General features: G+C 61.7%; 16 protein-coding genes and 2 pseudogenes. 8 read left to right on the top strand and 10 right to left on the bottom strand.

Annotated features, from left to right (window positions below):
- Positions 1 to 378: 378 nt before the first annotated feature.
- From CO676_RS02660 to CO676_RS02650, 3 genes are read right to left on the bottom strand one after another with little or no spacing between them, the layout of a single operon-like run.
- Entirely contained in the window at positions 379 to 1,536 is a 1,158-nt protein-coding gene (locus CO676_RS02660) for a UDP-galactopyranose mutase (protein ID WP_097519596.1), read from the bottom strand.
- A 48-nt stretch (positions 1,537 to 1,584) separates the two neighbouring features.
- Positions 1,585 to 2,835 carry a hypothetical protein gene (locus CO676_RS02655; protein ID WP_097519595.1) on the bottom strand — a complete coding sequence of 417 codons (1,251 nt, stop codon included), beginning with the start codon at positions 2,833 to 2,835 and terminating at the stop codon, positions 1,585 to 1,587.
- Between the two features lie 30 nt (positions 2,836 to 2,865).
- Positions 2,866 to 4,920 carry a hypothetical protein gene (locus CO676_RS02650; protein ID WP_097519659.1) on the bottom strand — a complete coding sequence of 685 codons (2,055 nt, stop codon included), beginning with the start codon at positions 4,918 to 4,920 and terminating at the stop codon, positions 2,866 to 2,868.
- A 731-nt stretch (positions 4,921 to 5,651) separates the two neighbouring features.
- On the opposite strand from CO676_RS02650, the gene CO676_RS02645 reads away from it, so the two are divergent.
- From CO676_RS02645 to CO676_RS02635, 3 genes are all read left to right on the top strand, one after another.
- Positions 5,652 to 10,715, top strand: a complete 5,064-nt coding sequence (locus CO676_RS02645; protein ID WP_097519594.1) for a hypothetical protein — start codon at positions 5,652 to 5,654, stop codon at positions 10,713 to 10,715.
- 429 nt (positions 10,716 to 11,144) lie between these two features.
- On the top strand, positions 11,145 to 11,411 hold the full coding sequence (locus CO676_RS02640) for a DUF2277 domain-containing protein (protein ID WP_014761057.1): 267 nt from the start codon (positions 11,145 to 11,147) through the stop codon (positions 11,409 to 11,411).
- Positions 11,412 to 11,800: 389 nt separating this feature from the next.
- Positions 11,801 to 12,043, top strand: coding sequence for a helix-turn-helix transcriptional regulator (locus CO676_RS02635; protein ID WP_014761056.1), 243 nt, complete (start codon positions 11,801 to 11,803; stop codon positions 12,041 to 12,043).
- Between the two features lie 306 nt (positions 12,044 to 12,349).
- Here CO676_RS02635 and CO676_RS02630 read toward each other — a convergent pair.
- A pseudogene (locus tag CO676_RS02630) lies at positions 12,350 to 13,069 on the bottom strand (CocE/NonD family hydrolase); the annotation flags it as partial.
- A gap of 488 nt (positions 13,070 to 13,557) precedes the next feature.
- Between CO676_RS02630 and CO676_RS02625 the strand changes: the two are divergent.
- The 5 genes and pseudogenes from CO676_RS02625 (at position 13,558) to CO676_RS02600 (ending at position 18,512) form a co-directional block, all read left to right on the top strand.
- Complete coding sequence (locus tag CO676_RS02625) at positions 13,558 to 14,337, top strand: SDR family oxidoreductase (protein ID WP_097519593.1); 780 nt, start codon at positions 13,558 to 13,560, stop codon at positions 14,335 to 14,337.
- Between the two features lie 38 nt (positions 14,338 to 14,375).
- Positions 14,376 to 14,765, top strand: a complete 390-nt coding sequence (locus CO676_RS02620; protein WP_223843477.1) for a cupin domain-containing protein — start codon at positions 14,376 to 14,378, stop codon at positions 14,763 to 14,765.
- Positions 14,766 to 15,205: 440 nt separating this feature from the next.
- A pseudogene (locus CO676_RS02615) lies at positions 15,206 to 16,027 on the top strand (MBL fold metallo-hydrolase).
- Between the two features lie 110 nt (positions 16,028 to 16,137).
- Positions 16,138 to 17,095 (top strand): IS630 family transposase gene (locus CO676_RS02610; RefSeq protein WP_097519592.1). Its coding sequence is split into 2 segments (ribosomal slippage): positions 16,138 to 16,473 and positions 16,475 to 17,095, totalling 957 coding nucleotides; the frame shifts between segments, so codons are not numbered across the junction.
- A gap of 76 nt (positions 17,096 to 17,171) precedes the next feature.
- Positions 17,172 to 18,512: a helix-turn-helix domain-containing protein gene (locus tag CO676_RS02600; protein WP_179875393.1), complete on the top strand. Its 1,341-nt coding sequence runs from the start codon at positions 17,172 to 17,174 to the stop codon at positions 18,510 to 18,512.
- A 202-nt stretch (positions 18,513 to 18,714) separates the two neighbouring features.
- On the opposite strand, the gene CO676_RS02595 is transcribed toward CO676_RS02600, so the two are convergent.
- From CO676_RS02595 to ccoG, 6 genes are all read right to left on the bottom strand, one after another.
- Complete coding sequence (locus CO676_RS02595; protein ID WP_245424249.1) at positions 18,715 to 19,146, bottom strand: threonine transporter; 432 nt, start codon at positions 19,144 to 19,146, stop codon at positions 18,715 to 18,717.
- A 254-nt stretch (positions 19,147 to 19,400) separates the two neighbouring features.
- Positions 19,401 to 20,081 (bottom strand): Crp/Fnr family transcriptional regulator, encoded by a 681-nt coding sequence (locus tag CO676_RS02590; protein WP_097519589.1) that lies wholly within the window; start codon positions 20,079 to 20,081, stop codon positions 19,401 to 19,403.
- Positions 20,082 to 20,164: 83 nt separating this feature from the next.
- The gene (gene ccoS, locus CO676_RS02585) at positions 20,165 to 20,320 is read right to left on the bottom strand and encodes a cbb3-type cytochrome oxidase assembly protein CcoS (RefSeq protein WP_097519588.1); all 156 of its coding nucleotides are present in this window, start codon (positions 20,318 to 20,320) and stop codon (positions 20,165 to 20,167) included.
- Positions 20,317 to 22,602, bottom strand: a complete 2,286-nt coding sequence (locus CO676_RS02580; RefSeq protein ID WP_097519587.1) for a cation-translocating P-type ATPase — start codon at positions 22,600 to 22,602, stop codon at positions 20,317 to 20,319. Before CO676_RS02580 ends, ccoS begins: the two co-directional genes overlap by 4 nt.
- Positions 22,599 to 23,090: a FixH family protein gene (locus tag CO676_RS02575; protein WP_097519586.1), complete on the bottom strand. Its 492-nt coding sequence runs from the start codon at positions 23,088 to 23,090 to the stop codon at positions 22,599 to 22,601. The genes CO676_RS02580 and CO676_RS02575 overlap by 4 nt, the downstream gene beginning before the upstream one ends.
- 6 nt (positions 23,091 to 23,096) lie before the next feature.
- Positions 23,097 to 24,671, bottom strand: coding sequence for a cytochrome c oxidase accessory protein CcoG (ccoG, locus tag CO676_RS02570; RefSeq protein WP_097519585.1), 1,575 nt, complete (start codon positions 24,669 to 24,671; stop codon positions 23,097 to 23,099).
- Positions 24,672 to 24,740 lie beyond the last annotated feature (69 nt).

Below are 24,740 nucleotides of genomic sequence, written 5' to 3'. Positions count from 1 at the left end.
GCAGTCGCTCCTGCAACCTCCGGCCCCTCCCCGCTGAAGGTAGGTCCGGACGAACGCCGAGATCGCCGTCGTCAGAAGGCCCGGCCCTCGTTCGAATTGCGAGCTGTGGAAGGGAAACGTCCGGATACCGGCATGGGCGATCTCATGGCTGCTTTGGGAATAAGCTGCCGTTGATAATAGTCAGCAACCTTGCGTCTGTCTGACCTTCAACATGATCACGTCTTCGTTGCGCCGGAGCGGTCCGCGCGGCGACCCCATTGCGGAACGACTTATCGTCCGTTCCCCGCTCGCATAATTCAGTTTCCGACCGGAGCGTCTGCCGATCGGGTCGCGAGCATATCGAGGCGGTTCGATGGCGCTGGTCCGCAACAACGACGATCAGATCGGCGAATGCAGGAATACCGGCATCGAGGCATTTTCCGCCGTTCGGGCAAGGTAAAGCCGTGCCGTATCGAGCGCCTCACGAATGGTCACATCCATGTCGAGATAGCGATAGGTGCCGAGCCGCCCGACAAAGGTGATCGACGCTTCCAGGCTTGCCCGCTCAACATATTGGGCCAGCTGTTCCTTGTCCCTGACGAGGCGGATTGGATAGTAGGGGATGTCGTCGGGACCGCAGGTACGGGAGAACTCCCGGTAACAGACCGAGCCCTTATGCTCTTCCCAGGGCGAGAAATGCTTATGCTCGGTGATGCGGGTATAGGGCACGGACACATCGCCGTAGTTCATGACCGCGCAACCCTGATAGTCGCCGTCATAGTTGAAGCGCTCGAAGTCGAGCGTTCGATAGCCCAGCGGTCCGAATTCGTGGTCCAGATAGCCATCGAGCGAACCGGAATAAAACACATGCGCAAAATCGTCCTTTTGCGCCCGGTCAAAACGCGCGTTCAAGGTCACATTGATGTTGGCATGATCCAGAATGCGGCCGACCATATCGCTGTAGCCGTTCTCCGGCATGCCCTGATATTTGTGCGCGAAGTAATTGTCGTCATAGTTGAAACGCACTGGAAGCCGTTTCAGGATGGACGACGGCAGCTCCGTCGGCGAGCAGCCCCACTGCTTTTGCGTATAGCCTTGGAAGAAGGCCTGGTAGAGGTCCTTGCCCACAAAGCGAAGCGCTTGCTCTTCGAAGGTTTGCGGGTCCTCGATCGACCTGTCCGCCTGCGCTTCGATGAAGGCACGGGCCTCGTCCGGCCTGAAGGTCTTGCCGAAGAACTGATTGATCGTGTGGAGGTTGACTGGAAGGGAATAGACCTGGTCCCCCGATGTCGTCTTCACACGGTTCTTGTAGGGCAGGAAGGTCTGGAAGCTGTTGACATAGTCCCAGACTTCGCGGTCGTCCGTGTGGAAGATATGCGGACCATAGACATGGATCATGACGCCGGTGTCTTCGTCGCGCTCCGTATGACAGTTTCCGGCGATATGCTCTCGCGCATCGAAGATCTCGACCTGATGACCCGCCTCGGCCAGTTCACGGCCAATGACTGCACCCGACAATCCTGCCCCGACGATACCGATTCTTCCGCTTGCGCGCATTCGAAGACGCTCCAGTCCCGTATTGAGATATTCCGAGGTGAAAGGTTGTTACGCAGCGAGCGCGCTGCGCATCAGCTCGTCATAGGCGTCGATCAAGCGATCCAAGGCCAGGCCCTGCTCCTGGGGTCCGAAGCTCAAATGGCTGACGGTGAAGTCCGAGTAGATGGCCGTGGGTCGCTCGAGCAGCATCGGCAGATCGACCGTAAGCGCGCGTTCGTCATCGCCCTTCGGCAGGGCCATATGCACGAGGTCCTTGCCCAGCCAGGCGATGAAGTTGATCGACTGGCGTTCAGTCCACTCGATCACCCTGCTCGGCAAAGGCAGATGCTTGCTGTTGGTCTGCAGGAAATAGTCGTGCAGCTCGTTGGCCCGTTGCGCGCTCTGCCAGAGGCTACCGCCAAACCCGCCCGGCGGCCGTTCAAAATGGCCAACCCCTTCGGGAATGGAGCCCGCCACCTGCTGCCAGTGGGCGCAAACCCCGTTGTTCACCACATTGGCGGAAACAACGATATATTTCGGATTGGTTCGCCTGAATTCGATGAAATCGCTGAGCTTTTCGAGATCCATATAGACGATGTCGTCGTCGCATTTCAGGAATATGGAATCCGAAAAGGTTTTCAGCCGCTTGGCGTAGTAATCATAGGCCTGCCAATAGGGCATCTGCTCGTTCGGATTGCCGACGAACCGCTGTATCCGCGACCGTACATTGCCGAGCTCCAGGTCGGCACCCCAGCCGCCGCGGACCATGACGGACGCGCCGGACGACAGGTCCAGCTCGCTCCAGCGGCCGATCGCCACGTTGTTGACATGGAGGGAGGGAACACCTGCCGCATCGATGCTGAGCACAATCTGATTGGTAGTGCCTGGTGACAGGACGCCAGGAGTGGGTCGGCTCCACAGGGCCGGGACATCATTGCGATCGAAACTCCTGAGCTGGCTCAGCGGCAGTTTCCGCAACACGGAGTGCGAGTTGCTCCAACCGCCGACAACCAGTTCGAAATAGTCTTCGCTGCCGTTCGGAACGATGGCGATATGAAGGTCGTTGGTGATCGTCGCGCTGAGGCGCAGCGCTTGATTGGGAGCTACCGATCCGTTGGACTGATAGGGCGCAGCGGAACCCATATAGCGGACGGGTCCGAATTCGCGCGTCACCCACTCATGATCCTGTTGCGAGCGGGTGAAATCCCAGACATGCCATTCGTCAATTATCCCGGCATCCAGGGCGGAATGGATGTAGCGGGTGAGGATTTCCATCCTCTTCTGTCTGCCTGCAAATGTGACAAGTATAACCGGAGCCATATCATCCTCACTGTCTGAAACTGGTGCCACTCAACGCACGTCGGCTGTCGCCGCTGTCCACAAGCGGGAGTCGAACGGGATCGGCGAAAAGGCATGCCACTCAGCCAGTTTCGCGACGTACTGCTGCCGATAGGCGGTGCTGCCAGCGAACTCCACGTTTTCCTTCATGATCTCCGCCGCGATCTCGTAATAGATGTCGAGATTGCCGAGATCGGGCACAGGCGTTTCGCCGCGCTCGCACTCACCCTGCATTTGCCAGAACAGCTCCTCCAGGCGCCGGACGAGAGCCGGGATGTCGCGCAATACGCTGGCCTCGCGGCGGCTCTCCAGGGCCTGCCTGACAGCTGCGAGGCTTTGGCGGTCCCGGGCAAATCCGATCGCCTTCCGGACGAAGTCGTCCGGTCCGTCGCAAATGAGCTCCGGCACACCTGCCGCGGCGACGATGCTCGAGCAGAAGCGCGATGCGAAGCCGTTGCCGGGGAACGTCAGGACGGGCAGTCCCATGGTGAGCGCGTCGCCTGCGGTGGAGTGCGCGCCATAAGGGAAGGTGTCGAGGAACAGGTCGGCCAATCCGATGCGCGCCAGATGCTTGGGGTTGGGAGCCTTCGAAGCGAAGATCAGGCGCTCGGGCGCCACACCGCGCTGTTCGGCTGCCTGCTTGAGGCGCTGATCGACATCCTCGCCACCGCCGAGCAGCCAGAGGAAGCTGCCCGGGGTCGCGGAAAGGATCGCCATCCAGCGGTCGAAGCATGCGGCGGTGATCTTCTGCATGCCGTTGAAGCAAGCGAATATGAAGGCATCCTCGGGCAGCCCCACTTCGGTACGGCTCGGCCGCGGCGCGATCTGCCTCTTGCGGTCGACGGGTTGGTTGCAGGGTATCCTCAGCACCTTTTCCGAATAGTAGATCTCGTTTTCCGGCGGGATGATGTGCTCGTCGGCGATGATGTACTGGTGGAAGGGGCTGCCCATGGTACCCGGGTAGCCACAGAAGCTGACAATCACCGGTGCCGGCCGATAGGCGAAGATCCTAGTGCGGGCATGTTTCGTGTAGCCGTTGACATCGACGAGGATATCGATTTCATCGGCAATGATCCGCTTGGCAGCATCGCTGTCACTGACCGTGGAAATATCGCGCCAGCAGTCGATGGCGCTCATCATCCGCGTCTGCGTCGCGTCGCCGGTCCGCACTTCGCCGCAATAATAGGCATAGATTTCGACGCTGTTCTTGTCGTGCGTCTCGAAGACTTCGCTGAGGGCGAAGCCGACCGCGTGATCGCGCAGGTCAGACGACACATAGCCGATACGCAATCGTTGCCCGGTTCCGGTTTTGCGGCGGGGCTGAAGCTTCGGGAAGTCGCTCAAATCGGGGCGGCCGACCAGCGACTTGCAGTAGCGATAGGCCTTGGCAAGCTGGAAGACCGGATCGTCGGCATAACAGGCAAGGGTCAACGGTGACAGCGCATCGAGCAGTTGCCGAACCGAGACATGCTCCGAAGGAACCAATGTCGGCCACTTGCATTGGCGTTGCCGCAGCGAGGTCCAATGCTGACCGGCCTCGGTCTTGTCCGGCCTCAACTCGATCGCCTTCCAGAGCGTGTTTTCCGCCTCCTCCATCAGACCGGCATTCTCGAGCACCCGACCCATGTGCTGGAGCACCATCAGGCGATGAGCAACGCGCTCCGGCGTGATTTCGGAAGTCGTCTCGGCATAGGCTTGCCATTGTTGAATCGCCTGTCCCGTCAGACCGGCATCCTCCAGCGCGCGGCCGAGATTGATATGGCCCTGAGCGAAGCGCGGTTCGAGCTTCAGGCAACCGCGCAGCGCATGAATGGAGCCGGCGAGATCACCCATCTGGCGCAGCGTGACGGAGTAGTTGAAATAGACCAGGTGCAGTAGCGGATTGGAGTCGTTGTAGGCGATCCAGGATTTGTAGAGTTCGGCGGCCTGCTCTCTTTGCCCGGTCGCATTGAAACTTTCCGCGAACTGGAACAACTCCGTCAGCGGAAGCCGCTGCTGACGCGCCCTTTCCAAGAAACCGGCAAGTGGCGAAGCAGGATCCGAGGCGAGATGAGTATAGATGGTCATGGAATTCCCACTGACAGGCGAGTTGACGACCGACGCTGCGAACATGTTCGAATGCTATTTTAGGCCATTAACCGGATTAGCTTGCCTTGGGCTTGCGCCTCCTCGACTGCTTGTGGAGCGGGTATCGTTCGAGATAGACGGAATCCGCTTGCGCAGTTTCTCGTCGCGCGGCACGCAAGAAGCGGCAGAGGGCCGTCATCGACCCTCTCGGCATTTTAGGTTCGCTGAATATTGCCAACCACCAACTCGATGTGTAGCGTCGCGTCAAACATGAGTTTGCGTCCCGAATCGTCGCTCGCAGGTTGAGTCCGGTGGAACATTGCGGCACTCGCTTTGGTCCGCGCCGTTAACTAAAATTTTAACTTTCGTCGCTAGTCGTAGTAACCGAGTACCGCAGTCAGCAACCGCCGGATGAGGCTGCGGCGAAGGTGACGGAACCGATCTCGCCAAGGGTAAGGTTTCATTCATAGGCGTAGGAAATAGGACGCACTCGTCCTGTCTGCATGAAGCTTTCCGAACGCTAGGGCTCACGCGAGCCATGTCCCTCAACCCGATATTTTCGCCCATCAGGACGGTTTGACAGCCGAAGCTGGTCTCGCGTCCGGGTGGACGGGCGTCGCATGTGGTCGCACGCATCACGCGCTTGGACCCTCATGGGTTCCCAGCGCTTGTCGCACGGTCGGCGCCAACGGGGTGAATTCCACAGCGATTAACTTTGAAGGCTCGCGTCCATGACTTCCATCATCTCTTCTCTGAGCGTCAACCAGATCAAGTCTCTGTCGACGACCGTCATTGCCTCTCTGACCACGACAGATGTTGCGGCAATGACGACCGCCCAGGTCAAGGCACTCTCCTCGACCCAAATCGCGGCGCTCGATACCGAGGATGTCGCGACCTTCACCACCGCACAATTGAGCGCCATTTCGGCAACCTCCGTCGCTGGCATCAGCCTCGACCAGTTGGCAGCCATCGATGCGGCCAAGATTGCAAGCCTCGCGACGTCCCAGGTAGCGGCTCTGAGCTCGGCACAGATCGACGGATTGACCTCCGACCAGGCCGAGGCTCTGACCACGGCGCAAGTGGCCGCCCTCACCTCGACGCAAATCGCGGCTTTGAGCTCGGAAGACATCACCGCCTTCTCGACCGCCGAGATCGCGGCGATCTCCGTCACCGCGCTCGCAGGTCTCTCCACCGACAATCTCGCGGCCCTGTCGACCGACCAGGCCGCTGCGCTGAAGACCACCCAGGTCGCAGCGCTGAAGACCGCCCAGGTCGCCGCCCTCACGACGGACCAGGTCACGGCGCTCACCTCGTCGCAGGTCGCAGTCCTGAGCTCGACGCAGTTGAAGGCCCTGAGCACCGACAATATTGCCGCGCTCTCCACCGACCAGATCGCAGTACTCAACTCGAAGAGCGTCGCAGCTCTGACTTCGACACAGATCGGCGCGCTGACGTCCGACCAGGCTGAGGCTCTGACCACCGCACAAGTCGCTGCGCTGACCTCGACGCAGATTGCAGCTCTGGCCTCGGAGGATATTGCCGCCTTCTCGACCGCCGACATTGCGGCAATCACGGTCACGGCGCTGACGGGTCTTACCACCGACAATGTTGCGGCACTGTCTACAGACCAGGCCGCGGCATTGAAGACCACCCAGGTCGCAGCGCTGAAGACCGCCCAGATCGCCGCCCTCACCTCGGACCAGGTCGTGGCGCTCACCTCGTCGCAGGTCGGCGTGCTGACCTCCGCGCAGATTTCGGCGCTCACCACCGACAATGTCGCCGCACTCTCCACCGACCAGGTCGCAGCCCTCAACTCGAAGACTGTCGCAGCGCTGAGCTCGGCACAGATCGGCGCCCTGAGCTCCGATCAGGTCGAGGCGCTGACCGCCGTACAGATCGCCGCGCTGGATTCGGCCGATATTGCGGCCCTCGCTTCCGAAGATATCGCAACTTTCTCGACCTCGGAGATTGCGGCTATTACCGCGACTGCCCTGTCGGGTCTTAGCACCGGCAATGTCGCGGCGCTCTCCACCGATCAGACCGCAGCGCTGAAAACCGGCCAGCTCGCAGCGCTGAAGACGACGCAGATTGCCGCCCTCACCTCCGACCAGGTCGTGGCTCTCACCTCGTCCCAGGTCGGAGCCCTGAGCTCGACGCAGGTTTCGGCGCTCTCCACCGACAATGTCGCGGCACTCTCCACCGATCAGGTCGCGGCGCTCAACTCGAAGGCGATCGCGGCACTGACTTCGGCACAGATCGGCGCCCTCAGCTCCGACCAGGCCGAGGCCCTGACCACGGCACAAGTGGCGGCGCTGACCTCGACGCAGATTGCGGCTTTCGCCTCGGAGGATATCGCCGCCTTCTCGACCGCCGACATTGCAGCGATCACCGTGACCGCGCTCGCAGGTCTTTCCACCGACAATGTCGCCGCACTCTCCACCGATCAAGCCGCGGCGCTGAAGACTACCCAGGTCGCAGCGCTGAAGTCCACGCATATTGCCGCCCTTACCTCGGATCAAGTCACGGCGCTCACCTCGTCCCAGATCGGAGCCCTGACCTCGACGCAAGTGAAGGCGCTCTCCACCGACAATGTCGCGGCGCTCTCCACCGACCAGGTCGCAGCCTTGAATTCGAAGAGCGTCGCAGCGCTGAGCTCGGCACAGGTCGAAGCCTTGAGCTCGGATCAGGCTGAGGCCCTGACCACGGCACAAGTGGCATCGCTCAGCTCGACGCAGATCGCGGCTTTTGCCTCGGAGGATATTGCCGCCTTCTCGACCGCCGATATTGCGGCAATCACGGTCACTGCACTGACCGGCCTTAGCACCGACAATGTCGCGGCACTCTCCACCGACCAGGCCGCAGCGCTGAAGACCACCCAGGTTGCAGCGCTGAAGACCGCCCAGATCGCCGCCCTCACCTCGGACCAGATTGCCGCCCTGAGCTCCTCCCAGGTCGGAGCGCTGACATCGTCGCAGGTGTCCGCAATCAGCACCGACAATATTGCGGCTCTCTCCACGGACCAGGTGGCGGCACTGAACTCGAAGACCGTCTCGGCCCTAAGCTCGGCACAGATCGAAGCCCTGAGCTCCACCCAGGTCGAGGCTTTGACCTCGGTTCTTGTCGGCGCGCTCAGCTCGACACAGCTGGCCGCCTTGGCGTCGGAAGACATCGCAACCTTCTCGACCGCCGACATTGCGGCGATTTCTGTGGCCGCGCTTGCGGGTCTCAGCACCGACAATGTCGCGGCACTGTCGACGGATCAAGCCGCAGCCCTGAAGACCACCCAGGTCGCAGCGCTGAAGAGCACGCAGATCGCCGCCCTTACCTCGGACCAGATCGCCGCCCTGAGCACCACCCAGGTCGGTGCGCTGACCTCGACGCAAGCGTCCGCGATCGGCACCGACAGCCTCGCGGCACTTTCCACCGACCAGGTCGCGGCCTTGAACACCAAGACCCTGGCGTCTTTGACGACGGTGCAGATCGACGCCATGAGCTCCGATCAGCTCGAAGCACTGACTTCGGGGCAGGTCGCCGCTTTGACCATGGCACAGTTGGGTGCTCTGGCCTCGGAAGATATCGCAACCTTCTCGACCGCCGACATTGCAGCCATTACTGTCGCAGCGCTCGCGGGCCTCTCGACCGACAATGTCGCGGCACTGTCGACCGACCAGACCGCAGCATTGAAGACCACTCAGATCGCTGCTCTGAAGACCGCCCAGATCGTCGCACTCACCTCGGATCAGGTCGTGGCGCTCACCTCGTCCCAGGTCGGAGCCCTGAGTTCGACGCAGATTTCGGTGCTCTCCACCGACAATGTCGCCGCACTCTCCACCGATCAGGTGGCGGCGCTGAACTCGAAGACGGTCGCAGCTCTAACCTCGGTCCAGATCGACGCCTTGAGCTCCGACCAGGCCGAGGCTCTGACCACGGCGCAAGTGGCTGCACTTGGCTCGACGCAGCTCGCCGCCTTGGCCTCGGAGGATCTCGCGACCTTCTCGACCGCCGACATTGCGGCCATCACGGTCAGTGCGCTCGGCGGCCTCTCCACCGACAATCTCGCGGTCCTGTCCACCGATCAGGCTGCGGCATTGAAGACCACGCAGGTCGCGGCGCTCTCCACCGCCCAGATCGCCGCTCTCACCTCGGACCAGCTCACGGCGCTCACCTCGTCGCAGGTCGGAGCTCTGACTTCGACGCAGGTGAAGGCGCTCTCCACCGACAATGTCGCGGCGCTCTCCACCGATCAGGTCGCAGCCTTGAACTCGAAGAGCGTCGCAGCTCTGACGTCGACACAGATCGAAGCCCTGAGCTCCGACCAGGCTGAGGCTCTGACCACGGCGCAAGTGGCGGCGCTGACCTCGACGCAGATTGCGGCTCTGGCCTCGGAGGATATCGGAACCTTCTCGACCGCCGACATCGCAGCGATCACGGTCACGGCACTGGCGGGTCTCAGCACCGACAACGTCGCGGCGCTTTCCACCGATCAGGCCGCAGCCCTGAAGACGACCCAGGTCGTGGCGCTGAAGACGGCCCAGATCGCCGCCCTCACCTCGGACCAGGTCGCGGCGCTCACCTCGTCCCAGGTCGGAGCCCTGACCTCGGCGCAGATCACGGCTCTCTCCACCGACAATGTCGCGGCGCTCTCCACCGACCAAGTCGCGGCGCTGAACTCGAAGACGGTTGCAGCGCTGAGCTCGGCTCAGATCGGTGCCCTGAGCTCCGATCAGGCGGAGGCTCTGACCTCAGCCCAGATCGCCGCTCTGGACTCGGCCGACATCGCGGCTCTGGCTTCCGAGGATATTGCGACATTCTCGACTTCGGAGATTGCGGCAATCACCGCGACCGCCCTGTCGGGTCTTACGACCGACAATGTCGCGGCACTGTCGACCGATCAGGCAGCAGCCCTGAAGACCGGCCAGGTCGCAGCGTTCTCGACCGCCCAGATCGCCGCGCTCACTTCGGACCAGGTCACGGCGCTCACCTCGTCCCAGGTCGGGGTCCTGAGCTCCGCGCAGATTACGGCGCTCTCTACCGACAATGTCGCGGCGCTCTCCACCGACCAGGTCGCGGCGCTGAATTCGAAGACGGTGGCGACTTTGACTTCGGCACAGATCGAAGCGCTGAGCTCCGATCAGGCTGAAGCCCTGACCACGGCACAAGTGGCCGCGCTCGGCTCGGCGCAACTTGCAGCCTTGGCCTCCGAGGATCTGGGGACCTTCTCGACCGCCGACATTGCGGCGATCACGGTCACCGCGCTGACGGGTCTTTCCACCGACAATCTCGCGGCACTGTCCACCGATCAGGCAGCGGCGCTGAAGACCACCCAGGTCGCGGCGCTCTCCACCGCCCAGATCGGGGCGCTCACTTCGGATCAGGTCGCGGCGCTCACCTCGGCCCAGATCGGAGCCCTGACCTCGACGCAACTGGCCGCGCTCAGCACGGACAATGTCGCGGCGCTCACCACCGATCAGGTCGCAGCCCTGAGCACGAAGGTCATCGGCGCCTTGAGCTCCGACCAGATCGACGCGCTGAGTTCCACACAGGTCGAAGCGCTGACTTCAGCACAGGTCGCAGCGCTCGACTCGGCCGACATTGCGGCGCTTTCCACGGAGGATCTCGCGACCTTCTCGACCGCCGATATCGCCGCGATCAGCACGACTGCCCTGGCCGGTCTGTCCACGGACGATATCCTGAGCCTCTCCAGCGACCAGTTGCTGGCCGTCACCTCAACGCAGGTAGAAGCTCTGGACGGCTCGCAGGTGGAGGCGATTATCGCGGCATACCAGGCCATCTAACGGCATCGGTGCCGGGGGACCTGGTCCCCCGGCACCGAACGTGTGATCAGTCAGGACAACCGTCTGTAGCCCAAGCCTGATCTCATCGAGCTTACGGCCCCACCTCGACAAAGGTGGGGCCGTTGCAATTCGCCCGATGCCTCTGGCACACACCCTTCCAGCCTCACCGGGCTCTGATGCCGAATTCGCCTGTTCGCTGTGAGCGTAATGTGCCGGCCGGAGGGCATGCATTGTCACGGCTCCCGACAGGTTCAGCTTTGATTGAATGATCCGTCCTTACGCACTATTGATAACGAAGAAGCTGCGACCGATGTGGCGTATTGTCCCTTCGATGCCTGGATTGATGACGTGAGGATGAAGGCCAATCAGTAGCAGACATCGAGTCCTCGCCCTCACGGTGAGGGAAATGAAGATGACCGGGAGCAAGTCATGTGCCGAAACATAAGACCCCTGTTCAATTTCGATCCGCCGGCGACGGACGAGGAAATTCACGATGCCGCGCTGCAGTTCGTGCGCAAGTTGAGCGGAACGACCAAACCGTCGAAACGCAATGAGGCGGCGTTCGAGTCCGCGGTCAATTCGATCGCCGCATGCGCCCGGGAACTGCTCGATTCGCTGGAGACTGCGCAACCTCCCCGCAACCGCGAGGACGAAGCCGCTAAAGCTCGCGCGAGAATGGCGATCCGGTTCGGCTGACTGTGCCGGGCGTCACACCGCCGCCATCCCGGGAACCGCCCTGACCCACCAGCGTCGCCGCATCATTTCGTGATGACCCGTTCGCGGTAGGTGGACGCGAGCTCTCTCGCGTTTCGTTATCGTCCGCTGGAGGCGGCGAATATCCGTTATGTACCTGTCAAAACACGCTTCGGCAGCTGCCTGCAGAACTCGCAGAACCGTCGAGCGGAGCGCACACAGGCGCGGATGTGAGACGAATTGATGACGGCGGCGTCCAGTCATGCCTTGCATCGTCATTCTTTGAACTTATATTGCACTGCAACAAATATATATAACGGGGCTTTCCATGGCTGCATGCTCCCTTCACGCGAAGAGAGCGCTCCTTGCCCATGATCGAAAGGAATCGTCTCATGACAAATTCAATGAACAGTATAGACGCTTCTGCCACCTGCCGGGGCCACATCGATATAGGCGACGCCGTGCGGCAATCTCGCGAAGCGGTGGGATATAGCATCGAGGATCTCGCGCTTACCTGCGGTTTGACCGGCGCTGAAATTACGAGAATTGAACTCGGCGCTGATGTCGACCCCGGCAAGCTCAGGCGCATCGCCGCCGCACTCCGAGTGCCAACCTCCGCGTTCCTGCTCAACTAGAGCGCCGCGCGTTCGCTTGAGCGCGCAAAGGACGCCTAGAGCATCTTTTCTGCTCTCAGCGGTTCCGGCTGAAAGCAAGATGCTCGGAATTGGGCGTCGCACTGCTCTCGGATGCGACGCCCAGCCTTCTGTCTTCAAGGGGCAATGGCCAAACCGGAACGGCAGTTGAAAAGCGGGACGCTCGTTTGTGCCCCCGCTATCTCGACGATCAGCCGCGATGGCCTCGCTCTGTCGAGGAAAACCGTGTTGCGTGCCACCTGCCGTGCTAGGCTCAAACCCGCCGGCGCCGGCGCTCGGTGGGTAGACGTCGATCAGCTTGGCTGTGAAATCCGTGTCCGGCGCGTCAATCGCCGCCCAGAGCTCTACGGCAACCCGCCCGAGGATCGTCAGAGCTTCGGCGAGCGGCTCGGTTTCGAAGGAGAGGACATCGCAGCGGGCGGAGAGCGGCAGCCCGGGGTTGCGGCAACCGAAGAACGTCTCGTCCTCTCTTTGATCGAAACCGCCGCCGGCGAAGATCGGCTGACCGCTGGTCAGCGCTCCGCCGATGGTCGGAACCGGATCGTCGGGATCGAAATCATAGCTGAGAGGAGCAATATCGGACGCAGGAAGGCTCTCTGAAAGCCTGCCCTTCGGATGCAGGTAGAAGCTTCGTTCCATCATGTCGGGCACTGGCCGTTGTTTGGCGGTGATCCAGCATCCACCGTGGTCCAGACGGCCTTCGTCGTTCCTCGTGCCGCTTCCCCCGCCTATCACGAAAAGACGGATCGGCGCCTTATCGAGCTCCTCCTCCGGCTCGCCCTTCATCCAACGATCGAACCAGCGGCGGCGAAATTCCAGAAAGCTTTCGGCGACATTGCCGCCAATGGGGCCCCTCGGGCCGAAATCGACGCCGCCGGCAAAGGTCAGGTTGCGATCGCCGTGCAGGCACGGCCCCATGATCAGGGCGAGCGGCCGTCCTCCGCTGCGCCCGAGGCCGGCGAAGTTCTCGAAGGTTGTCGGGACATAGGCATCGAACCAGCTCGACATCTGGCATGATGGCCCAAGCGGCCCATCGGATCTCGGCCGCCCTGGGCTTTCGCTCGGCGGCTTCGAAATGATGCAAGAGTTACCGGTGCGAGAGGATCGCGATCGTCTTCACCGACGCGATCGAGGACAACCAAGTCGTCCGGCCGGCACTGGGACCTGTGCGTGAATAATGAACCGTGTCTCGAGGTGCGCGTCGGGGCGGCGGCCGCCTTGCTGAGGTACTGAAGGCTGAGAGTCCTACCGGCGATCATATGCCGTTTTCCGGCGCCGGCTAACTATTGACACGAGCGCCCCCATCCGCCGGGCGCATTCGTCCCATACTTTGCCATCGCGCCACAGATACTTCGGTAGAATGGGTTCGCCGGACGGATAGTCGCATTCTGGTCAGTGCCGGCCGCGGCGTTCTGAAGGAAACGATGCCGGTTTGAACCAACTTGCCGTCGATCATTCGATTTAGACGCGGCCTCGGCCGCGATTGGAGATAACCCATGAAAATCGTCATTATTGGTGGAACCGGCCTTATCGGGTCAAAGACTGCCGAGCGCTTGCGCAAACGCGGGCACGAAGTCATCGCTGCGGCGCCGAATACAGGCGTCAACACGATTACGGGGGAAGGCCTCGCCGGCGCTCTCGAGAATGCCGAAGTGGTCCTTGATCTCGCAAACTCCCCGTCATTCGAGGACAAGGCCGTACTCGAGTTCTTCGAGACATCGGGCAAGAATCTGTTGGCCGCAGAGAAAATCGCAGGTGTGAGGCACCACATAGCACTGTCCGTGGTCGGCACCGAACGCCTGCCGGAGAGCGGCTACTTGCTCGCAAAGCTGGCGCAGGAGAACCTGATCCGAACATCAGGCATTCCTTATACGATTGTGCACTCCACACAGTTCATGGAGTTCCTTAGCGGCATCGCCCAGTCGGGCACTGTCGGCGACACGGTCCACCTGTCACCTGCCTTCGTACAGCCGATTGCATCGGACGACGTCGCGGATGCAATGACTGACGTGGCATTGGGACAACCGCAGAATGGCATCGTCGAGATCTCCGGCCCTCAACGGGTAAAGCTCAATGAATTGATCGGGCGCTACCTCCAGAAGATGAACGATCCGAGAATGGTCGTGGCAGATCCGGACGCGCGCTATTTCGGTGCACGTCTTGAGACCAACTCCCTCGTTTCGGACAAGAGCCCGCGTCTCGGCAGCATTACCTTCGAACAGTGGTTCGCCGTCACTGCACAGCAGAAGAAAAAAATCAACATGGCGGCGAGTTAAGGAGACCCGAAATGTTCGCGAATATTTTTCGTGTTGCAATGCTGAGCTTGCTGCCTTTGACCAGCGCCGTTGCGGGAGACGCAAAAACCGCCTCGAAAGTGACGCTCGTTTACGATCATGAGCTTCCAAATGTGCCGGGCAAAAGCATCCGTGGGGTTCTTGTGGAATACGATCCCGGTGGATCCAACGCAGCACACACTCACCCACCGTCCGCCTTCATCTATGCGACGGTACTCGAAGGCGCCATTCGCAGCCAGGTCAATGATGGGCCGGAGAAGGTCTACAAGGCCGGAGAAAGCTGGTCTGAGATGCCGGGCGACCGACACAGTGTCAGCGCAAACGACAGTGAAACGGCACCCGCAAAGCTGCTGGCCGTTTTTGTTGTCGACACAGACCAACGCGAACTGACTTATCCATTGGAGAAGTGATGTGCGAGCGCTGGCCGCGGCAGAAGAGTTCGCGGCCAGCTTCTGTCCGGAAGCATCCAAGCCGGTCCTAACCTTCATGGTTCCTGCAGGGGGAGTTTTCCCGACGTCTCCCCGCCGTTGAGCACAACCTGATTGAAATCCAAGGCGCTGATAGGAATGCGAGGAGTTGGCCCGGGGACGTGGAGCAAGGCTGAGCTCTGCTCCACGCAGGGTTGCCATCAGACGCCGGCTTGCTGCCGTTTCAGCGGTGGCATATGTCGTTCATACCGGCGGCTGCGATCACAGTTCCAAGGATGCCGAGGAGCAGGCACGCCGCCTAACCTGCGAGCGCTTTGCGCCGCCAGGGCCGATCCCTGGTAAAGATAAGTCTCCCGCAACCAGCAAGGGCAACCGCCAAGGAGAGCCAGATCGGCAGGAGAGTGATCAGTTGCTCTCACGTGATGGTGGTCAGCGATGGGGTGCTAACGCTGCCAGGCGAGATGTTGGGACACAACGCCGACCCGGCCGTCCGGGCGGCCTGGCTGGACGACATGTTCCTGCCTCCGGACGTGCTCGATTGGGCGCTGAACGTGGTCGTGGTGCGCAGCGGCGGCCGGACCATACTCATCGACGCCGGACTAGGGTTGGACCCGGACTTGGACTTGCCGCGGGCAGGGTAGTTGATCAAGCGACTGGAGGCCGCCGGCATCGATCTTGCATCCGTGACCGACGTGGTGCTGACCCACATGCACATGGACCACATTGGCGGGCTGCTCGTCGACGGGGTAAGGACCGGCTGCGTCCGGACCTGCGGATCCACGTGGCGGCCGCCGAGGTCAAGTTCTGGGAGTCGCCCGATTTCTCCCGCGTCTCCATGCCGCCGGGGTTCCCGGACGCACTTCGGGCGGCCGCCACCCGGTTCGCAAAAGAGTACCGCAGCCAGCTACGGCTGTTCGATGAGGAGTACGAGGTGGCGCCGGGGGTCGTCGTCCGTCGCACCGGCGGCCACACCCCCGGGCACAGCGTGGTCCGCCTGGCGTCCGGCGGCGACCGGCTGACGTTCGCCGGCGACGCCGTGTTCGCGGTCGGGTTCGACTACCCCGACTGGCACAACGGCTTCGAACACGACCCCGAGGAGGCGGCCCGCGTCCGGGTTCGCCTTCCGGGAGCTGGCGGCGACCCGCGAACCGCTGGTGGCCACTCACCTGCCGTTCCCGTCCGTCTGCCATGTGGCGGTCGACGGCGACCACTTTCGTTGGGTACCGGCCGTCTGGGACTACTGACCTGGGTTAGATCCTGACCCTAGAGCGGTTCCGGCTTTGACTGAATCGGGGATTCCGTTTTAGTCCGTTTTGTGATTCAAGATGCTGGCTGGAGCGGAGGCCAGCATCTGATGACGCGACCTCTTTCGAATGATCTTCGTGAACGTGTTGTTGGCGCCATTGAGGCGGGCGAAAGCTGCCGATCGGTGGCGGCTCGTTTCGGCATTGCCGTATCGTCGGCGGTGAAGTGGTCTCAGCGCTACCGTTCGAGCGGGTCGGTGGCGCCCGGCAAGATGGGCGGCCACCGCAAGCATGTGCTGGAGCCGCACCGTGCGTTCATCGCGGAGCGGATTAACCAGACGCCGCATTTGTCGCTGCACAGGCTGAAGGAAGAGCTGGCGGCGCGTGGGGTGAAGGTGTCGCACGATACGGTCTGGCGGTTCCTGCGCCGCGAGGAGCTACGATTTAAAAAAAACACTGTTCGCCCTTGAGCAGGCCCGTGCCGATATTGCCCGCCGGCGGCAGCGCTGGCGCTCCTGGCAGTCCGGTCTCGATCCGAGACGGCTGGTGTTCATTGACGAAACCTGGATCAAGACCAACATGGCGCCGCTCTATGGCTGGGGGCCACGCGGCAAGCGCCTGCGCGGCTTTGCCCCGCACGGCCACTGGCGCACGCTGACCTTTGTCGGCGCTTTGCGCCATGATCGGCTGACGGCGCCTTGCGTCTTCGACGGACCGATCAACGGTCAGTGTTTCCGCGCCTATGTCGAACAACAGCTCGTGCCCGTGCTCGAGCCTGGCGACATCGTCATCATGGACAATCTCGGCTCGCACAAGTCGGTGGCAATCCGACAGATGATCCGAGCCGCCGGCGCAAGGCTCTGGTATCTGCCGCCATACTCGCCCGATCTCAATCCGATCGAGCAGGCCTTCGCCAAAATCAAACACTGGATGCGGGCGGCACAGAATCGAACCGTCGAGCACACATGGCAATACCTCGGCAGCCTTGTCCCATCACTCCAGCCCGACGAATGCAGCAACAACTTCGCCAACGCCGGTATGCTTCCGTCAAAACCTGAAACGCTCTAAGCCACGGAAATATCGGGCTATTCGAGACCAACAGGGTGACTGGTTTGGCTGGACTGAATGGTGCCCGGAGGCGGATTTGAACCACCGACACGCGGATTTTCAATCCGCGCCTCTTGGCGAGGATTCAAGTACTTCCATCCGAAATTCTGTCAAACCGGCTTCTGCCGATCAAACACTTACAGCAGATTTGTCAAACAAAATGAACGAGGCTTGCACCATCCGGCGCGGCCCCAGAACCGCTCATTATGCGACCATTCCCAATCATGTGTTCGAGGATGTTCGCCTGTCGATGGGCGCGCGTTGGCTGTTAGGGTACCTTCTCTCCAAACCCGACAATTGGCAGGTTCAAATCGGCGACATCTGTAGGAAGGGGAATTGCGGCCGCGACAAGGCGCGCTCCATGATCCGCGAGCTGGAGCAAACGGGCTATGCCAAGCGTGAAGTGGAGCGCGACCCCGATGGCCGTTTTAAGCGCGTAGGCCTTGTAATTTACGACGAGCCGCAGCCGCCGGGGGACATCAGCCGTCGCAACGATCAGCGGGAGCGCGGACGGATTCCCTCTTTACCAGCGACGGAAAATCCGTCGACGGATTACCCGTTGCCGAAGAATCCCCCCCTTAGCAATACCGAGGGCCTAGCAAACACGGAATCTCAGAATCCCCCCCTCTCATCCCCCAGAGGCGAAGCGAGAGAGGCAGCCGACTCGGTGGCGAAGGCTCGCCAGCAGGCAGGCGAGGCCAAGGGAGGTGATCGCAAGCTCTTCCAGCGGTTGGTGAATAACTGGCCAGGCTTTGCAGGCTTGTCGCTAGCCGGCGCAGAACGGGAGTTTGCGAAGCTATCGTCAGAGGACAGGGAAACGGCCGTAAAGATGCGTGACCCTTGGTTCGCGCTGTTGCGCCGGCAGGGCAAGGACCATACTCCGGCGCCCTCGACTTACCTGAAGGAGCGACTTTGGAAAGCCGTGCCTGCGGCTGTCCCGCAACCGGCCTCGTGCTTGATCAACGCCGCCGCGCCGTTTGGAAAAGCATGGATGAATCGTCTTATACGGCTCCTCGAATCGGATCCTGTTGAACCACCACCGCCATCCCGTTTTATCAAGAGCCTCATCGATGGGGGCGGCGAGGCCGGTCGTCGCGCCGTTCTCGAACGACGAGCAAAGTATGGCTACCCAGCGATAAACGAAATGCTCCGAAGGGCCGAGGACGGCAAGGGAATTCCCGTTCCTGTCGACGACGCGGTGTCTCTGCCGGACATGGAGGCGATTGCCGTCGGTTCCGAAGAATTTGAAGAGTGGCGCGCGGTGTTTGCAGAGCGGGGCTGGCCTTGGCCGCAACCTCCGAAGAACATCAAATATGTTTGGTTCCCGGCCGGGGGACCAACGTCGCTGCTCCAGTCGCGGGCGACTTCTCGCCCCTAGCAGCCGGGGGCGTGAAGAGAAGGACGGAGTGGAAGAAACTTTTGGTCGAGAGCCGACGTGCACCCCCCCATTAGGTTCTTCCAGCGCCCGCGTCGAATGCGGATTGAGCGGCGGCGCGGTCGATTGACCTGTTAGCGGGTGGGCGGCACTTCAGTCTTTTCTTGTTGTTTTTCGTAATGCATGAACAAGAACCCGACCGAAGTCACTGGCCGGAAATCGCGCTGGCGGCGGCTGCCATCGAGAAACCGCCCAGGATCACTGAGGCGAGTTTGTAGGAGTGCCGTCGCACTCCCAAGGGCAGGCAGCCTCCGAAAAAGACCCAGCCAAGGCCCGCAAGTGTCGACATGGCAGCGTAGGCCGCCACCCAAACGGAAGCCTGGATGTCGGCTCCGGATGGTATCAATACCGTGCCGACCAGCATGGCCTTGGGGTTTACGAGGGTGGTCAGCAACACGCGAACGAACAATTGCCTGACCGACTTCGCAGTCGTGAGGAATGGCGTGCCCCAAAGCCGGACGGCCGAGTACAGCAACCAGCCCGCCGCTAGCAACTTGACTGTGGCGGATGCGATCGCGTTTGCCTGGATGCGATCGGCCACGGCAACGAAGAACGATACAGCCAGAACATAACCCATCGCCTCCGCGAGGGGCATAATCGCCGCCCGCCGAATGCCAAGCGATGCTCCGCATGTTGCCAGGACGGTGTTCGTCGGCCCTGGCGTCAGCAGGATCAGGAGAGTCGAGAGAACGAAGGGCAGTGTGATCATCGAGAAGAAACTCGGGGTAGAGCTGAAGACATGTCTACCCTCCGATCCGTCGTCTAGCTTTGATGCAAGTCAATCGCGCTCTTACCGCTCCTACAGCCCCACACCCAGCTCCTACTGCCAAGTCAGAACCGTTCGAGCGCGGGCCGGTCGTGGATCTCAATCAATCGACCTCTTACCATCACTCCCGACTGGCGCAGCGTCGAAAAGGCGCGCGAGAGGGCTTCCGGAGCGACGCCGAGCTTGCCCGCGAGGACATGCTTCTGAAACGGCAGGCGGAACGAAAAGCTAGCCGAGTCCTTGGGACATTGACTGAGGATAAAGTTCGCGACGCGTTGCGTAGCGGTGAGCAAGCGGTCTTCTGCGAGTAAATCCTCCGTCATCTTGCCGCGGTAGCAAAGGTGCTCGATCAACGCCTGGGCAACTTCGTGATCCGTCGCGGCAAGCTGTTGAAGCCTGCCGCCGTTCAGGCGGATAGTAACCGATCTTTCGGCCGCAACCGCGCTCGCCGTCGCGCGTTGCCTTAAAAACATTGCAGTCTCTGCGAACATCTCACCTTCCGGGAACAAAGCTACATCCGCTTCGCGCCCGTCCTTTCCCATGCGACAAAGCCGAACCAGCCCGGAAAGCACGAAGAAAACATCGTCGACATTCTCGTCCTGCCGGAACAGGACGTCACGCTCTTCGTATTCAGATACCGACGCACTCTTGAGAACGTCCTCGACAGTGGACGGCGGCAGCCGCGCGAAGAAGCGGGAGCGGATGAGGGTGGCCCTATCCCTCGAAGTCAATTGCAGCGTGTACATGGCATAAGCCTCAACAGAGATCACATCAGTCTAGCCGTCCGGACGACAAGGCTTGTTGACGCCGGTCAAACAAGTGAATGCCGTCAGGTTTGCGGTCTGCCATCGCCCTCGTCGAGGACGCGCCAGGAAGCACCGTCCAGATCTTCATATTGGCCGCTCTTCACGGCCCAGAGGAACGCGACGAGACCGAGGCCGCCGAGAACCAATGCGATCGGAATGAGATAGACGAGCGTATTCATCGTCCGCCCCCTGACGGTTGCGGTGCCGGTCTCGGCTCCAGTCCGCCGAATTCGTTTGCTGAGGCAGTGCCCGCCAGCCGCAAGGCATTGGCGACAACGATCAGCGATGAAGTGGACATCGCGATCGCCGCTACGAGCGGCGTAGCATAGCCGAGGATGGCAATCGGCACGGCGATCAGGTTGTAGGCAATTGCCAGCGCAAAATTCTGGCGGATCAATCGGCCCGCCCGGCGCGACGTCTCGATCGCGAAGGGCACGGCGGTCAGCGGCTGATGCATGAACACGAAATCCGCCGCCTGACGGCCCACGTCGGCCGCAGTCGCTGGCGCCATCGAAACATGAGCCGCACGCAAGGCCGGCGCGTCATTGATGCCGTCGCCGACCATCAGGAGCCTGCGACCGTTCTCAGCGGCGTCAGCGCAGGCTTCAACCTTGCCGCGAGGCGACAGCTCTGACTTCCAGTCTTTGATCTCCAACTGGTCCGCGAGTGCCTGTACGACCGGCTTGCGGTCGCCGGATAATATTCCGACCGCCAGTCCCATTTCGCCGATTTGGTCAATCGCGTTCGCGGTCGCCGGACGCAGACGATCCTCGAAGCGGAAGCATGCAAGCTCCCGCCGATCAAGAGAGAGGACCGCCTCCGATTGCCCGCTCCCAGAACTCAGCCCATCAGTCGCAAAGTTGCGGCTGCCGAGCCGGTACACACCGCCGGCCGTCTTAGCCTCGATTCCCGCGCCGGGAATCTCCCGGATCTCAGCCTCGAGCGGCGACACTCGCGCTGCCGCGTCCTGGATCGCCGTTGCGATCGGGTGCCTTGAGTGCACGGCAAGCGCAGCGGCCACGGCAAGGGCATCGGGCGCAATTTCCGCCGCGTTCACCAGCCGCGGCCTGCCGACGGTCAGCGTTCCGGTCTTGTCGAGCAGCACCGTATCGATTTCGGCGAGCCGCTCCATAGCAGAGCCGTCCTTGACCATGACGCCGCCCTGAAAGAGCCGTCCGGCGGCGACCACCTGCACGACAGGCACTGCAAGTCCAAGTGCACAGGGGCATGTGATGATGAGGACCGCAACGGCAATCAGCATCGCATGGCGGACATCCCCTTCGATAATCATCCAGCCTATGAAGGTCAAAAGGGCAAGCAAATGGACGACCGGCGAATAATATTGTGCGGCACGGTCGGCAATTCGGCGGTAGCGGGCTCGCCCACCCTCGGCCGCCTCCATCAGCCCCAGGATCTCGGCCAAGAAGGAATTGCGCGCGCTCGCCGTCGCCTCGAGCACCAGCGGGCCGGTAAGGTTGAGCGTGCCGGCCTCGATGGCATCGCCGGCGCCGGCCGAGATCGGCGCGCTCTCCCCGTTAACGACCGAGCGGTCGAGATCACTAATGCCCGAAACCACGCGTCCGTCGACTGGTATTCGCTCGCCGGCAGCGATCATCAGACGCTCGCCAGGCTCGATCTCGCTTGTGGCGCGATATTCCCGCGAACCGTCCCTATTGAGGACTGTGGCGCCACGGGGCGACAGCCGTGCGAGGCCGCTGATTGCGGAACGGGCGCGGCCGCGCATCATGTGGTCGAGCGTCCGACCAATGAGCAGGAAGAACAGAAGGGTGACGGACGCGTCGAACCAGGCATGCTCTCCATGGCCTATCGTCTCGTAGAGCGACATGCCATAGGAGAGTGTGACGGCAAGCGCGATTGGCACATCCATGTTGGTCCGCCCATGGCGCAGCGCATTCCAGGCCGAATGATAGAAGAACCGACCCGCATAGATCAGCGTCGGCCCTGCGATCATCGCCGAAATCCAATGAAAGAGATCGCGTGTTGCCGCGTCCGCGCCCGACCAGACGGACACGGACAGCAGCATGATATTGGTCGCAGCAAAGCCCGATACGGCAACCGCACGAATCAACTGCGTAAGGAGGGCATCGCCTTCGTCCTCGCCAGGCGTAAAGAGATGCGCCTCGTAGCCGCGCTCGCCGATGGCGCGCACGAGTTCTCGAGGATCGCTGCGCTTGCCCGCAACTTCCTCCTTCCAGACAATTGAAACGCGCCGCGAGGAGAGGTTGACGCGCGCCCGTTGGACTTCAGGTCTCGCCTGCAACGCCGTCTCGAGCGTCGTGATGCAGGCGCCGCAGTGAACGCCCGGCACGCTAAGATCCGTCTGTCGCAAACCGTTCCCAAGCCCCGGGCTTGTGAGCCACAGCTCTTCGGAAGGGGGCGGCCCCAGCCCCTCCCCTTCGGCAATAATGGTCGTGCCGACCGCCGTGGCACAGCAGCTCATTGGCTCTCTCCCGGTGCGATGAAACGAATGGCCTGGCGGTAGACGAGCGCCCCGCCCGCCTTGGACGTCACGTCCGCGATCCACTGCCCCGGTTTGAGCGCCTGCGTCGAAACGAACACGCCGTTACCGTCGCGAACGAGCTCGACGCGAACATCCTCACGAGCCTCGACGGGCCGTTTGAGCACTGCGAAAACCTGATCGACCGCCCGCTCCGGCTCGCCCCTGCGGGTCAACACGTAACGGAGGCCGTTCTCGGCCGTGAGTTCGCCATTAATGCCGCTTGCGGCAAAGGCGCGTGCCTCGGCCACCTTGCCATTGAACTGCTGGCTGGCGACGTAGGCGTTCTCGACGACTAGGCCGCTCCAGCTTCGGCTGGCATTCCAGGCCATGACGAAGTTTACAGAGATGATGGTGCCGAAGAACAGCGCCATCACCGCCACCATATGCCATCCGGTAAAACGACGCGGTTCACTGCGTTGGCTGATCATAGAGGCTCACTTTGCTGTTTCCGGTTGATTGAAGTTCGCGCGGTAGACATCCCGCTCGTGGCTGGAAGGGTCTTCGGCTCTGAAAGAAAAGCCTTCCTCGGCCTCTGGGAGCTTTGCTTTCGGCACGGTGACGAACACCTTGAGCGACGTGACCTTGTCCGGATCGACGGCAACTGAAAAGCTGCGGCCGTTGCCCTGAGCCTGGCCCGCAATCCGCATCTGCGCCGAAGGCATCCCTTCGAGGGTGAGCACAATGCGCCGCTGCTCGGGGATCATGTTGAGCAGCTTGATCATGTAGCCGTTGCGGACGGAACCGTTGGACTCGACCACATATTGCGGATTGCGGTCATGCAGCACGTTCAGCTCTAGTCTGTCGCGTGAGACGAGTGCGTAGAGGAGGCCGAGACCAACGAGCACCCAGACGCCGAAATAGACAAGAACGCGCGGGCGGAAGATGGTTTGCCAATTGAAATGCCTGATGCCGTCGACGAAGGCGCCGTTGGCGCCGCGCACGCGCCGGGGGTCGATCGCAGTCGCACCGCCGTCAGTGGCAAGAGCCATGTTGGCGGCATAGTCGCTCAGGGTCGCATAGGAGATCAAACCGCGTTCGCGGCCGAGCTTGTCCATGACGCCGTCACAGGCATCGATGCAGAGCGCACAGGTGATGCATTCGAGTTGCTGGCCGTCACGGATATCGATCCCCATGGGACAAACCGCAACGCAGGCATTGCAGTCGACGCAGTCGCCGACCACCTCGCCGGCCGCGGCTGCCTTCTTGGCATGCCGCGAGCGCGTCTCGCCGCGCCAGTCGTTATAGGTGACGACCAGCGAGTTTTCATCGAGCATCGCTGACTGTATGCGCGGCCAGGGGCACATATAGGTGCAGACCTGCTCGCGCATGAGACCGCCAAACACGTAGGTGGTGGCGGTAAGGGTCGCCACGGTCATGTATGCCGCCGGCGGCGCCTGAAGAGCGACGAAGCTCTTCAGGAGCGTAGGAGCGTCAGCGAAGTAGAATATCCAGGCGCCACCCGTCGCAACGCCGATCACCAGCCAGATCGCATGCTTGGCAACCCGCTTGCGGATCTTGTCCAGCGTCCATGGTCCGGCATCGAGGCGCATGCGCGCATTGCGGTCGCCCTCGATGAAGCGCTCGATCACCAGAAAGAGATCTACCCAGACCGTTTGCGGACAAGCGTAGCCGCACCACGCGCGCCCAACGGCCGAGGTGACCAGGAAGAGGCCGAAGCCCGCCATCACAAGGAGCCCGGCGACGAAAAAGAACTCCTGCGGCCAGATCTCGATGAAGAAGAAATAGAACCGCCGCGCCGCAAGATCGATCAGAACGGCCTGGTCGGGCGCATGCTCACCTCGGTCCCAACGGATCCAGGGCGTCAGATAGTAGATGCCGAGCGTCACCAGCATCACCAGCCACTTGAACCGGCGGAAGCGGCCCTCGGCTCGTTTGGGGAAAATTTTTCGCCGTTTCTCGTAGAGCGGCTTGCGGTGACGCGCGGCATTGACGGGCTCGGCTTCGAGCCGCTCTACTGAGCCAGCTTTATGCGGGGGCTGGTGAAGCATTTGGGCAGTCCCGACTAGAACTCGATTGTCAGACGCGGTTTTGCGCCATGTGGCCGTTGCGCGCCTTGA

Origin of the sequence: Sinorhizobium sp. BJ1, from assembly GCF_002531555.1 — a bacterium.
GTDB classification, from domain to species: domain Bacteria; phylum Pseudomonadota; class Alphaproteobacteria; order Rhizobiales; family Rhizobiaceae; genus Sinorhizobium; species Sinorhizobium fredii_B.
Note: the sequence above shows the minus strand (reverse complement) of the source record. Positions and strands in the feature narration are given on the sequence as shown.

Coding starts and splice junctions, on each gene's coding strand:
- CO676_RS02650 (WP_097519659.1), bottom strand. CDS start 4,920: ATGACCATCTATACTCATCTCGCCTCGGATCCTGCTTCGCCACTTGCC.
- CO676_RS02595 (WP_245424249.1), bottom strand. CDS start 19,146: ATGGGTTATGTTCTGGCTGTATCGTTCTTCGTTGCCGTGGCCGATCGC.
- CO676_RS02640 (WP_014761057.1), top strand. CDS start 11,145: ATGTGCCGAAACATAAGACCCCTGTTCAATTTCGATCCGCCGGCGACG.
- CO676_RS02575 (WP_097519586.1), bottom strand. CDS start 23,090: ATGATCAGCCAACGCAGTGAACCGCGTCGTTTTACCGGATGGCATATG.
- CO676_RS02580 (WP_097519587.1), bottom strand. CDS start 22,602: ATGAGCTGCTGTGCCACGGCGGTCGGCACGACCATTATTGCCGAAGGG.
- CO676_RS02660 (WP_097519596.1), bottom strand. CDS start 1,536: ATGCGCGCAAGCGGAAGAATCGGTATCGTCGGGGCAGGATTGTCGGGT.
- CO676_RS02625 (WP_097519593.1), top strand. CDS start 13,558: ATGAAAATCGTCATTATTGGTGGAACCGGCCTTATCGGGTCAAAGACT.
- CO676_RS02655 (WP_097519595.1), bottom strand. CDS start 2,835: ATGGCTCCGGTTATACTTGTCACATTTGCAGGCAGACAGAAGAGGATG.
- ccoS (WP_097519588.1), bottom strand. CDS start 20,320: ATGAATACGCTCGTCTATCTCATTCCGATCGCATTGGTTCTCGGCGGC.
- CO676_RS02620 (WP_223843477.1), top strand. CDS start 14,376: ATGCTGAGCTTGCTGCCTTTGACCAGCGCCGTTGCGGGAGACGCAAAA.
- CO676_RS02645 (WP_097519594.1), top strand. CDS start 5,652: ATGACTTCCATCATCTCTTCTCTGAGCGTCAACCAGATCAAGTCTCTG.
- CO676_RS02590 (WP_097519589.1), bottom strand. CDS start 20,081: ATGTACACGCTGCAATTGACTTCGAGGGATAGGGCCACCCTCATCCGC.
- ccoG (WP_097519585.1), bottom strand. CDS start 24,671: ATGCTTCACCAGCCCCCGCATAAAGCTGGCTCAGTAGAGCGGCTCGAA.
- CO676_RS02635 (WP_014761056.1), top strand. CDS start 11,801: ATGACAAATTCAATGAACAGTATAGACGCTTCTGCCACCTGCCGGGGC.